The sequence below is a fragment of the Amycolatopsis sp. CA-128772 genome, from assembly GCF_002904295.1.
In the GTDB taxonomy this organism is placed as follows: domain Bacteria; phylum Actinomycetota; class Actinomycetes; order Mycobacteriales; family Pseudonocardiaceae; genus Amycolatopsis.
In genome coordinates this window covers 119,114-130,666 of sequence record NZ_PPHG01000073.1, presented here as the reverse complement: position 1 = coordinate 130,666, position 11,553 = coordinate 119,114, and the positions used below count along the sequence as shown (strand labels likewise).

At 71.3% G+C, this 11,553-nt stretch carries 12 protein-coding genes; 6 read left to right on the top strand and 6 right to left on the bottom strand.

Features of this window, described 5'->3' with window-relative positions; genetic code table 11:
• The first annotated feature begins 15 nt into the window (after window positions 1-15).
• Entirely contained in the window at window positions 16-612 is a 597-nt protein-coding gene (locus C2L59_RS27920; protein WP_103352491.1) for an SEFIR domain-containing protein, read from the top strand.
• Here C2L59_RS27920 and C2L59_RS27915 read toward each other — a convergent pair.
• The 4 genes from C2L59_RS27915 to C2L59_RS27900 form a co-directional block, all read right to left on the bottom strand.
• Complete coding sequence (locus C2L59_RS27915; protein ID WP_103352490.1) at window positions 590-1,972, bottom strand: amino acid permease; 1,383 nt, start codon at window positions 1,970-1,972, stop codon at window positions 590-592. The genes C2L59_RS27920 and C2L59_RS27915 overlap by 23 nt on opposite strands.
• A 67-nt stretch (window positions 1,973-2,039) precedes the next feature.
• Window positions 2,040-2,987, bottom strand: coding sequence for a DMT family transporter (locus C2L59_RS27910; protein ID WP_103352489.1), 948 nt, complete (start codon window positions 2,985-2,987; stop codon window positions 2,040-2,042).
• Between the two features lie 49 nt (window positions 2,988-3,036).
• Window positions 3,037-3,651 (bottom strand): NAD(P)H:quinone oxidoreductase, encoded by a 615-nt coding sequence (wrbA, locus tag C2L59_RS27905; protein ID WP_103352488.1) that lies wholly within the window; start codon window positions 3,649-3,651, stop codon window positions 3,037-3,039.
• Between the two features lie 34 nt (window positions 3,652-3,685).
• Window positions 3,686-4,501, bottom strand: coding sequence for a 1-acyl-sn-glycerol-3-phosphate acyltransferase (locus C2L59_RS27900; RefSeq protein ID WP_233223730.1), 816 nt, complete (start codon window positions 4,499-4,501; stop codon window positions 3,686-3,688).
• Window positions 4,502-4,657: 156 nt separating this feature from the next.
• Between C2L59_RS27900 and C2L59_RS27895 the strand changes: the two genes are divergently transcribed.
• The gene (locus C2L59_RS27895) at window positions 4,658-7,153 is read left to right on the top strand and encodes a DNA translocase FtsK (protein ID WP_103352486.1); all 2,496 of its coding nucleotides are present in this window, start codon (window positions 4,658-4,660) and stop codon (window positions 7,151-7,153) included.
• A gap of 40 nt (window positions 7,154-7,193) precedes the next feature.
• Window positions 7,194-7,628 carry a hypothetical protein gene (locus C2L59_RS27890; RefSeq protein ID WP_233223728.1) on the top strand — a complete coding sequence of 145 codons (435 nt, stop codon included), beginning with the start codon at window positions 7,194-7,196 and terminating at the stop codon, window positions 7,626-7,628.
• 9 nt (window positions 7,629-7,637) lie between these two features.
• Here the strand turns inward: C2L59_RS27890 and C2L59_RS27885 are convergent, their stop codons facing one another.
• Both C2L59_RS27885 and C2L59_RS27880 read right to left on the bottom strand, forming a co-directional pair.
• Window positions 7,638-8,072 carry a phospholipase gene (locus C2L59_RS27885; protein ID WP_103352485.1) on the bottom strand — a complete coding sequence of 145 codons (435 nt, stop codon included), beginning with the start codon at window positions 8,070-8,072 and terminating at the stop codon, window positions 7,638-7,640.
• Window positions 8,073-8,162: 90 nt separating this feature from the next.
• Entirely contained in the window at window positions 8,163-8,672 is a 510-nt protein-coding gene (locus C2L59_RS27880; RefSeq protein WP_103352537.1) for an amino-acid N-acetyltransferase, read from the bottom strand.
• A 97-nt stretch (window positions 8,673-8,769) separates the two neighbouring features.
• Here C2L59_RS27880 and rimO point away from each other — a divergent pair, with 97 nt between their 5' ends.
• The 3 genes from rimO (at window position 8,770) to C2L59_RS27865 (ending at window position 11,472) form a co-directional block, all read left to right on the top strand.
• A complete protein-coding gene (gene rimO, locus C2L59_RS27875) occupies window positions 8,770-10,197 on the top strand; it encodes a 30S ribosomal protein S12 methylthiotransferase RimO (protein ID WP_103352536.1) in 1,428 nt (475 codons plus the stop codon).
• A complete protein-coding gene (pgsA, locus tag C2L59_RS27870) occupies window positions 10,194-10,835 on the top strand; it encodes a CDP-diacylglycerol--glycerol-3-phosphate 3-phosphatidyltransferase (RefSeq protein WP_103352484.1) in 642 nt (213 codons plus the stop codon). Before rimO ends, pgsA begins: the two co-directional genes overlap by 4 nt.
• A 133-nt stretch (window positions 10,836-10,968) precedes the next feature.
• Window positions 10,969-11,472 carry a CinA family protein gene (locus C2L59_RS27865; RefSeq protein WP_103352535.1) on the top strand — a complete coding sequence of 168 codons (504 nt, stop codon included), beginning with the start codon at window positions 10,969-10,971 and terminating at the stop codon, window positions 11,470-11,472.
• Window positions 11,473-11,553 lie beyond the last annotated feature (81 nt).

Genomic DNA, 11,553 nt, shown 5'->3' with positions numbered 1-11,553 from the left:
AGAGACCCTACGAACATGGACATCGTCAGCCAAGAGGTTCCCCCGGCTTCTTCCGGGCTCCGTCCCCACTCGTCCCGCTCTGCAAGCCTCGACGTTGATCGCCGCCCCACCGCCTTCGTCGCCTACCTCCACGAGTCGGAGCGGCACAAGACCGATGTCCTCCGCTTCGCCGCTTTTCTTCGTTCCTGCGGAGTCGACGCCCAGCTCGACCGATGGTTCACCGGCCGGCGGCAGGACTGGTACGCCTGGGCAGCACGGTCGATCGCGGCGGCCGACTTCGTGCTCGTCGTGGCGTCGCCGTCGTCCCCCACGGTCGGAGACGGTCAGGCGCCCGCCCACCGCAACCTCGGTGGCCAGTCCGAGATGTGTCTGCTGCGCGAACTCCTGCAGCAAGACCGCGCGACGTGGACCCGGAGACTGCTGCCCGTCGTACTGCCGGGCCATTCCTGGCGCGAAATACCGCTGTTCCTTCAGCCGTCGACGGCTGACCACTACGTCGTCACGGATCTGACGCCCGCGGGAGCGGAAAGCCTCCTGCGGACGGTGACAGGCCAGGAGACCCACCTCCGTCCACCGCTCGGACCGTTGATCACTTTCCCGGCTCGCCCATAGGAGCCGAAGGACGGCCGGATCGCCGGCGGATGAGGGCGTAAACGCCCAAGATCACCGCCAAGCTGAGCAAACTCAAGTACACCTGCGCCCGGGTGTCTTCATCCACGAACAGCATCGATGTCACCACCACCAGCGTCAGCACCAGCGTCACCCAGCTCAACCACGGATAGCCCCACATCCGCAGCTTCAGCTTCTCCGGCGCCGACGCCTCGAGAGAACGCCGCATGCGGAGCTGCGAGCCGCAGATGATTGCGTACACGAACAATGCCACTGCGCCCGCCGAGTTGATGATGAAGGAGAAGATCTTGTCCGGGGACACGTAACTCATCACCACCGCCACGTAGCCGACCGACGTCGAGGCCAGGATGGCCTTCCACGGCACGCCGCGGGTGTTCGTGTCCGCGATCCAGCTCGGGGCCCAGCCGTGGCGGCGCAACGCGAACAGCATGCGGGATGCCGTGTACAGCCCCGAATTCAGGACCGACAACGCCGCCGTCAGGACCACCGCGCTGACCAGGGTCGACGCCGCCGGGACGCCGAAGCGGCCGAACGCGGCCGCGAACGGGCTTGTTTCGCTCGGGATTTCGCGCCACGGCGTGATCATCACCAGCAAGGCCACCGAGCCGACGTAGAACACGATCACGCGCCAGACGATCGTCGACGTCGCCTTGCGGACCGCCGTCTCCGGCTGGTCGGACTCCGCCGCCGCGATCGTCACGATTTCCGCGCCGAAGTACGAGAAGATCACGATCACCACGCCGTGCACCACGGAAAACGGGCCCTTGGCGACGAAGCCGTCGAGACCGATGTTGCCGGCCGAGAAGGGCGCGCCCGGCCAGAAGCCGAGCACGAACAGCGTGCCCAGCAGCAGGAACACGACGATGGTGGCGACCTTGATCGACGCCAGCCAGAACTCCGTCTCGCCGAACGACCGCGCCGACGCCAGGTTCGTCGCCGTCAGCAGCAGCATCAGGGCCAGCGAGAACACCCATTGCGGCACGCCGGGGAGCCAGCCCTGCAGGATCTTTGCGCCGGCGACCGCCTCGAACGCGACCACGCCGACCCAGAAGTACCAGTACAGCCAGCCGATCGTGAAACCCGCCCAGCCGCCGAGCGAATCGCGCGCGTACTCCATGAACGAGCCCAGCGCCGGCGCCGCCGTGGCCATTTCGCCGAGCATCCGCATCACCAGCACCACGAGCAGCCCGCCGATGGCGTAGGACAGGACGGCGGCCGGGCCGACGGTGTGGATCACCGCGCCGCTGCCGATGAACAGGCTCGCGCCGATGATGCCGCCGAGGGCGATCATCCGGACGTGCCGCTGCCGCAGATCGGGCCGCAGCCCGGACTTCGTCGCCAAGGTGCCCTCCCGGGGTGAGCATGGATTTTCGCACCCCGGGCCGATCCGGTGCAGGATTTGCGCAAGCTCAACCGGTGAGGATTTCCGACTTCCGCTGCACGATGTACGCGCCGGCCAGCAGGATCGCCGAACCCAGCAGCTGCGGCCAGGCGAGCTCCTCGCCGAGCAGCACCCACGCCGCGACCGTCGTGATGACCGGTTCGACCAGCCCGAGCACGCTCGCCACCGACGCCGGCAGGTGCCGCAGCGACGAAATGCCGCAGACGTACGCCAGCACCGTCGCGACCAGCACGAGCAGGGCCAGCAGCAGCCACACCGGCGGGTGCCCGGCGCCGAAGCCGACCGGCGCGCCGAGCAGCCCGGCCGGCCACGTCCACGGCGGGGCGGCGAAGCTGATCGCGACCGCGCCGATCACCATGCCCCAGGTGACCAGGCCCAGCGGGTCGATGCCGGCCACCGCGCGTTCGCCGAGCAGGAAGTACCCCGCCGAACACAGCGCCGCGCCGAAGCCGGCCAGCAGGCCGAGCCCGTCCAGCGTGACGCCTTCCCAGACCTGCGCGACCAGCGCGAGCCCGGCCATGGCCAGCGCGATGCCGCCCCACACCGGCCGCGGCAGCCGGTGCCGGCGCACGAACCGCACCCACAGCGCGATGAGCACCGGCGAGACGAACTCCAGCAGGATCGCGATGCCGACCGGGATCCGGCCCGCGGCGACGAAGTAGAGCAGCTGCACCCCGGCCACGCCGAGCAGGCCGTAACCGACGAGCACGGGCAGGTCCGCCCGCCGGACCCGCAGCTTCCGCGGCGCCACCAGCGCCACCCCGGCGAGCAGCACGAACCCGGCCAGCCCGATCCGGGCCGCGGCCACCTGCTGCGGCGTGATCCCGGCCGTCATCACGGCCTTGCCCAGCGTGCCCGACGTGCTGAAGAACAGGGCGGCGAGCAGGACGTAGGTGGTCCCGCGGCCGCGGTGGGCGACCCGGGGTGGCGCGAGGACGGGGAGCTCGGTGGTCACCGTCGCGACTCTAGGTGCCCGGACGTTACCGCCGAAACTCTTTTCCCGGTTACTCCGCGCGCTTCAGCCCGGTGGCGACGTGCGTGGTGATGGTGGCCAGCCGCCGCCCCTGCAGGCGCAGTGCGTCGAGGGCGACGTCGTCCGGTGCGGCCGACTTGCGGGAGACGAACGAGCCGCCGTAGGGGTTGCCGGACTGCATCAGGTGCGGGTCGGTGTAGCCGAGCGGGACGACGATCGCGCCCCAGTGGTAGAAGACGTTGTTGATGGCCAGCAGCGTCGACTCGAGGCCGCCGTGCGCGGTGGACGCCGTCGTGAACGACGTCGCCACCTTGTCCGCGAGCTTTCCCTTGGCCCACAGGCCACCCGTGCTGTCCAAATAGGACTTGAGCTGGGCGGCCGGGCCGCCGAACCGGGTCGGGCTGCCGACCGCGAGGCCGTCGGCCCACTCGAGGTCGCCGAGCGTGGCGAGCTCGTGGTGCGGGCCGGCGTCGACCCAGGCCCGCCAGCGCGGGTTCTGCGCGATCGCTTCGGCGGGCACGGTTTCCGGCACGGTCCGCACCCGCACGTCCGCACCGGTCTCGCTCGCCCCGGCGGCGAGCGACCCGGCGAGGGCGGCGGTGTTCCCGGTCGAGCTGTAGTAGACGACGAGTATCCGTGTGCTCACGTCCGCCGACTCTAGGCGGGCCCGGCCGGACGTCTCAGGATGCGGACGGCGGCTTCCAGGGGCTGACCGTGTCGGTGGGCCGCGTCGGGTCGTGGAAGCGCGGCCGGTCCAGCTCGCCCGCGCGCAGCGGGACGAGGCCGTCGGCGATCGCCTGCATGATCTTCGCGTGCGCGCGCACCCCGGCGCCCGGCCGCTCCGGCTCGACGTCCGCCAGGTCGACGGGGTCGCCGAAGTGCACCCGGAACCGCGGCCGGCGCAGGGGAGCGCTGAGCCCGGAGCGCGCCAGCGGGACCAGGTCGGCCGGGCCGTTGACGGTCTCGGTGCCCCAGTAGACGGCCTCGTGCGCGCCCCACTGGCTGATCGGGATCACCGGCACGCCCGCCGCCAGCGCCAGCCGCGCGGCGCCGGTCTTGCCGCGCTCCGGCCACAGACCCGGGTCGTGGCTGATCCGGCCCTCCGGGTAGACGATGATCGGCTCGCGCGTGGTCTTCATCGCCTCGACGGCCTCGGCGAACTGCCCGACGGCGGTGCCGGCGTGCTTGCGGTCGACCCGCAGGTGCCCGCTGACCCGCAGCGCCGGCCCGATCACCGGCGCGTCGAGGATGCCGCCGGCCAGCATGAACCGCGGGTTGATGCCGATCCGCTTGCACGCGGCCATCAGCACGAACGCGTCGAACACGCCGATGTGGTTCGCGGCCATCAGCAGCGGCCGGCCCCGCAGCTGGGCGGGCACCCGGCCGGTGACGGTCAGCCGCCCGACCAGGTTCACCAGCCCGCGGTCGATGTTCAGCATGGTCCGCCAGATGGCGGGAGCACGGCGGGGCGGTTCGTCGGTGCGCAGCGCGAGCATGGGGCAGAGCATGGCAGACGCCGATTTCACCCGTTTGCGCACTGGCCGGATCGGTTCACCCGGATGGCCGCTCAAGCGCGGTGGTGAGGCAGAAGTTCACCCTGAGCCGAGAGTGGCGCACGAGGCGATCGGCGACGGCCGGTTACCGTAACCAGCATGGCTGGGTCGGCGACGAGGAAGAGAAGCACTGGCAGCGGCGCGAAGGGGACAGCGGCGCGTAAGCCGCGTACACCCGCGAAGCCACGTACGTCGTCCGCTCGCAAACCGCCGCCCCGGGCCCGCCGCAAGACGCCCGGGATCTTCGGGAAGGGCGTCCGCGGGACCTGGAACCTGCTGGCCAAGGGCCTGGGCACGCTGGCCCGCACGGTCGGCCGCACCCGTGAGCTCGAAGCCGAACACCGCCGCGACGGCCTCGCGCTGGGCCTGATCGGCCTGGGCATCGTCGCGGCCGTCGGTGTCTGGTGGCGGGCGGCCGGGCCGATCGGCATCGGCGTGGAGATCGCCACCCGGACCGTCCTCGGCGCCGGGGCGGTCACGCTGCCGCTGGTGCTGGTCGTCGTCGCCGTCGCGCTGATGCGGTCCGAGCCGCACCCGGAGACGCGGCCGCGGATGGTGGTCGGCACGATCATGGTCGTCCTGTCCGTGCTCGGGATGCTGCACATCTTCACCGCGCTCCCGGACACCAACGACGGCCGGATGTACGCCGGCGGCATCGTCGGCGCGTTCTCCGGCGGCCTGCTGACCATGGGCGTCACCACCTGGGTCGCCGTGCCGCTGCTGATCCTCGCGCTGTTCTTCGGCGTGCTCGTGTTCACCGGCACGCCGGTCCGCGAGATCCCGCACCGGCTGCGCAACTGGGGCCTCGACGAGGAGGAGCTCGCCGAAGCCGAGGCGCAGCGCTCCGGCTTCGCCACCGACGAAGAGAAAGTCACCGAAGCCGACCCGAAGGCCGCGCGGCTGCGCAAGCCGTCCCGGCGGCGCCAGTCCGGCGAGGCCGCCGCCGAGCAGCTGGACATCGACGCGATGCTGGCCGAGGCGCCGACGCCGATCAAGCCGCCCAAGGCGGTGCCCAAACCGCCGGTCGAGGTCGTCGAGAAGAAGCCGAAGAAGGCTCCGGAACCGCCGCTCGCGGTCACCCGCACGGTCGAGGGCGACTACCAGCTCCCGCCGCCCGACCTGCTGAAGCTCGGCGACGCGCCGAAGTCCCGCAGCAAGGCCAACGACGCCATGATCGAGGCGATCACCGGCGTGCTGGAGCAGTTCAACGTCGACGCGCAGGTCACCGGCTTCACCCGCGGCCCGACGGTCACCCGCTACGAAGTCGAGCTCGGTCCGGGCGTGAAGGTCGAGAAGATCACCGCGCTGACCAAGAACATCGCCTACGCGGTGGCCACCGACAACGTCCGCCTGCTGGCGCCGATCCCGGGCAAGTCCGCGGTCGGCATCGAGGTGCCCAACTCCGACCGCGAGATGGTCCGGCTGGGGGACGTCCTGCGGGCGCCGACCACGGTCAAGGACAACCACCCGATGGTGATCGGCCTCGGCAAGGACATCGAGGGCCACTTCGTCACCGCGAACCTGACGAAGATGCCGCACCTGCTGGTCGCGGGCTCCACCGGTTCCGGTAAGTCGAGCTTCGTGAACTCGATGCTCGTGTCGCTGCTCGCGCGCGCGACGCCGGACGAGTGCCGGATGATCCTGATCGACCCGAAGATGGTCGAGCTGACGCCGTACGAGGGCATCCCGCACCTGATCACGCCCATCATCACCCAGCCGAAGAAGGCCGCCGCCGCGCTGGCCTGGCTGGTGGAGGAGATGGAGCAGCGCTACCAGGACATGCAGGTCAACAAGGTCCGGCACATCGACGACTACAACAAGAAGGTGAAGTCCGGCGAGATCACCGCGCCGCCGGGCTCGGAGCGCGAGTACCGGCCGTACCCGTACATCATGGCGATCGTCGACGAGCTCGCCGACCTGATGATGACCGCTCCGCGCGACGTCGAGGACGCGATCGTCCGGATCACCCAGAAGGCCCGCGCCGCGGGGATCCACCTGGTCCTGGCCACCCAGCGGCCGTCGGTCGACGTCGTCACCGGCCTGATCAAGACCAACGTGCCTTCGCGGCTGGCGTTCGCGACGTCGTCGCTGACCGACTCGCGGGTCATCCTCGACCAGCCGGGCGCGGAGAAGCTGATCGGCATGGGCGACGCGCTCTACCTGCCGATGGGCGCCGGGAAGCCGGTCCGCATCCAGGGCGCGTTCGTCGGGGACGAAGAAATATCTGCGATCGTCTCCTATGCCAAGGAGCAGGCGCAGCCGGACTACCAGGACGGCGTCACCGCGCAGAAGGCCGGCGAGAAGAAGGAGATCGACCCGGACATCGGCGACGACCTCGACGTCCTGCTGCAGGCGGCGGAGCTGATCGTGACGTCCCAGTTCGGCTCGACGTCGATGCTGCAGCGCAAGCTGCGCGTCGGGTTCGCCAAGGCGGGCCGGCTGATGGACCTGCTGGAAAGCCGTGGCGTGGTCGGCCCGTCGGAGGGTTCGAAGGCCCGCGACGTGCTGATCAAGCCGGAGGAGCTCGAAGGCGTCCTGTTCATGATCCGCGGCGGCGGCCCGGTGGACGCCGACGCCGGCGAAGACGAGGAGTAGAGCGGTGCAACCCGCGCTCGCCCGGTTCCGTCCTGAGCACGTGGACCTACCGCGATTCGTAGCCGGACTGTTCGCCTTCGCCGTCGTCACGGTGGGCGCCGGGAGCTCCGTCGCCGCCGGGCAGCCTGCTGCCGGGCCCGCCGCGCCGCCGTCATCGCCGGCCGTGAGCGCGGCCGCCGGGCAGGACGTCACGCTGCGCCTCGGCCAGGAGGCCGCGGTGCAGGGGAAGGACCTGACCGTGCGCTACACCAGAGTGGTCGAGGACTCGCGGTGCCGGCCCGGGATGACGTGCATCTGGCAGGGCGAGGCCACGCTGGCGTTCCTGCTGAAGGAGCCCGGCCGCGGCGAAAGCACCACGGCCGAGCTCCACAGCGGCCCGCGCACCGGCCCGCAGGCGACCTCGTTCGCCGCCAGCCGGATCGAGCTGGTGGCGGTGAGCGAGGACGCCGGGGAGGCGACGGTCCGGATCAGCTGAGCGGTGTCCTCAGCCGCCGAACTTGCGGACCGCCTGGTAGTACGTCCAGGCCGCGCCCTTGCAGGCGATGTTGGATCCGCAGACGCTCTTCAGGTCCGAATACAGGTTGTCGTCGATCTTCAGCCGGTTCGCCGAGGTGAACCGGCCCTGCTTCTTGTAGTTGCGGTAGCCGAAGTCGTGCCGGTGGCAGCCCGGCAGGAACTGCCAGCCGAACGGCGTGTCCGGCGACCACGAACAGCCGTCGGACGACCAGTCGAGCTGGCCGGCGTAGGGCGCGGAGTTCCGGATCGTTTCGAAGCCGGAGAGGGACGTCGAGAAGAGGTACTGGTCGGTGACCGTCGGAATGTCGACGGCCGCCGCGGTGCCGGTGCCCAAGAGGGCACCCGCGCCGACGGATACGGCCACCGCCAAGGTGGCCCCCAGGTTCCGCAGCGTCGTGCGCATCAGTGTGTTCCTCGTCGATCGGTGGACGAATGCCCGATCAGCTTCCGGTAGCACGGTGGTGCACGTCACCGCCCGAAAGGAGGTTTTCCCTCACAGTTCGAGCAGCATGCGGGAATTTCCCAGGGTGTTCGGCTTGGCGTAGGGCAGGTCCAGGAACTCCGCGACGCCGGTGTCGTGTGAGCGCCGCATCTCCTCGTAGACCTCGTGGGACACCGGCGTGCCGTCGATCTCGACGAACCCGTGGCCGGCGAAGAAGGTCGTCTCGAAGGTCAGCACGAACAGCCGCCTGAGACCGAGCTCACGTGCCTCGTCGACCAGCCGGGCGACCAGCACCCGCCCGACACCCTGGCCGCGGACGGCCTTGTCGACCACGACGGTGCGCAGCTCGGCGATGTCCTCCCAGAGCACGTGCAGCGCGGCCGCGCCGACCACCTCGTCACCCACCTCGGCGACCCAGAACTCCTGGACGTCCTCGTACAGCGTGACCAGGTCCTTCTCCAGCAGGACGCGACCGGCGTCCGAGTCGACCAGGGCCTTGATCTTGCGGACGTCGGCGATGCGGGCGCGGCGGACGGTCGGGCGGGGCGAGTCGGACGGCACGATCGTCCACCCTGCCACATCGTCCCCGTACGCGTGGGGACACAACCGGGCTACGCCGTCGTCGGCCCGCCCGGGACCGGCGGCTACCCTGAACGTCGTGCCTTCCCCTGCCGCGGACCCAGCTGCCACCCGACGCGTCTCCCTGCTGACCCTGGGCTGTGCCCGCAACGAGGTCGACTCGGAGGAGCTCGCGGGCCGGCTGGCGGCCGGCGGCTGGGAGCTGGCGGCCGATCCCGAGGAGTCCGACGTCGTGGTGGTCAACACCTGCGGCTTCGTCGAATCGGCCAAGAAGGACTCCGTCGACACGCTGCTGGCCGCGTCCGACACGGGCAAGAAGGTCGTCGCGGTCGGCTGCATGGCCGAGCGCTACGGGCACGAGCTCGCCGACAGCCTTCCCGAGGCCGACGCGGTGCTGGGCTTCGACCACTACGCCGCGCTCTCCGACCGGCTCGACGACGTCGTCGCGGGCCGCAAGATCGCTTCGCACACGCCGGGTGACCGCCGCAAGCTGCTGCCGATCAGCCCGGTCGAGCGGCCCGCCGCCGCGGAGACCGTCGAGGTCCCCGGCCACGGCTGGGGCCCGCGGGTGCTGCGCACGCGCCTCGACGACTCGCCGGTGGCCGCGCTGAAGATCGCCTCCGGCTGCGACCGGCGCTGCTCGTTCTGCGCGATCCCGTCGTTCCGCGGCTCGTTCGTCTCGCGGCAGCCCGACGAGATCGTGGCCGAGGCGATGTGGCTGGCCGAGCACGGCGTGAAGGAGCTGTTCCTGGTCAGCGAGAACTCGACGTCCTACGGCAAGGACTTCGGCCGCGACGGCGCCACCGCGCTGGAGCGGCTGCTGCCGCGGCTGGCCGGGATCGACGGCATCGAGCGCGTCCGCGTCTCCTACCTGCAGCCGGCCGAGACGCGCCCGCAGCTGGTCAAGGCGATCGCGACCACGCCGGGCGTCGCCGAGTACTTCGACCTGTCCTTCCAGCACTCGAGCGAGCAGGTGCTGCGGCGGATGCGCCGGTTCGGCTCGACGGACTCGTTCCTCGCGCTGACCGCGCAGATCCGTGAGTACGCGCCGGAAGCGGGTATCCGGACCAACGTGATCGTCGGCTTCCCGGGCGAGACCGAGCACGACCTGGCCGAGCTCGAGCGGTTCCTGACCGGCGCGCGGCTCGACGCCGTCGGCGTCTTCGGCTACTCGGACGAGGACGGCACCGAAGCCGAAACCTACGACGGCAAGCTCGACCCCGACGTGGTCGCGGAGCGCGTCACCCGGATCTCGGCGCTGGTCGAGGAGCTGACCGCGCAGCGCGCCGAGGACCGGATCGGCACGTTCGTCGACGTCCTGGTGGAGCTGGACGACGACGGCGAGCTCACCGGCCGCGCGGCGCACCAGGCCCCGGAGGTCGACGGCGAGTGCGTCATCCTGGACGCGCCGGAGAAGACGCAGGTGGGTGACTTCCTGCGGTGCGAGGTCGTGGATTCGGCGGGCGTGGACCTGATCGTCCGCGCGGCCCCGGACGCCGACCGGTGAGTGCGCTCCCCAGCGACGCCGCCGACGAGGGCCTGACGCGCGACGCTCCCGCCCAGGTCCCGGCGCCGACCCCGGTCCCGACGCTCAACCTCGCGAACCTCCTGACGCTTTCGCGCCTGGTCCTGGTGCCGCTGTTCGTGATCGCCCTGTTCGTCGGCGACGGCCACGACACGACCTGGCGCGCGATCGCGACCGGGCTGTTCGCGATCGCCTCGGCCACCGACCAGCTCGACGGCTGGGTGGCCCGCAAGTACGGCCTGATCACCGACTTTGGCAAGATCGCCGACCCGATCGCGGACAAGGCGCTGACGGGTGCGGCGCTGGTCGGCCTGAGCGTCCTGGGCGAGCTGGGCTGGTGGGTGACGATCGTCATCGCGGTCCGCGAGATCGGCGTGACGCTGCTGCGCTTCTGGGTGATCCGCCACGGCGTGATCCCGGCCAGCCGCGGCGGGAAGGCCAAGACGATGGCCCAGATCGCGGCGATCGTGGCGTACCTGCTGCCGCTGCCGGTGGGGGCGGACCCGGTGCGGTGGGCGCTGATGGGGCTGGCCCTGGTGCTGACGGTGGTGACCGGGGTGGACTACCTGGTCCGGGCGGTGCGGCTGCGGGCCGCCGGGCGCCGGGTCACCGGGAGCTGACGTGGCCGGGGGTGCCGAGCGGACCGCTGCCGGGGCCGGCGAGCCGGTTGCGCCTGCCGCGGGCGGCGAGCGGACCGCTGCCGGGGCCGGCGAGCCGGTCGCGCCGTCCGCCGAGGATGAGCAGATCGCCGCTGTGCCCCGCAAGCCGGTTGCGCGTGCGGCCGTCGCCGGGGATGAGCAGGCCGCCGTCCTCGTCGCCACCCTCACCTCACGGGGTGAAACCGTCGCGGCCGCCGAGTCACTCACCGCCGGGCTCGTCTGCGCCACCCTCGCCCGCGTGCCGGGAGCGAGCGCGGTCCTGCGCGGCGGCCTGGTCGTCTACGCCACCGAACTGAAGACCGCCCTGGCCGGCGTCGACCCCGGGCTGCTGGCCGAGCACGGCGCCGTTTACCCCGAGGTCGCCGCGCAGCTGGCCGAGGGGGCCCGGGAGCGCTGCGGCGCCACCTGGGGCCTCGGGCTCACCGGCGTGGCGGGTCCGTCCGCGCAGGACGGCGTCGAACCGGGTACCGTGCACGTCGGGCTGGCCGGGCCGGGAACACGCACAGTCCGGACCCTGGCCCTCTCCGGCGGCCGCGATTTGATCAGGACCGAGTCGGTCTTGGCCGCATTCGCCCTGCTCGGGGAACATCTGACGTGAAACGGGCGTTCGCCCTTGGCGTACGGACACCCCAACTCCTGCGCCCGGGGCACCGCTCTGGGTAACGTAGGGGGTACTTGT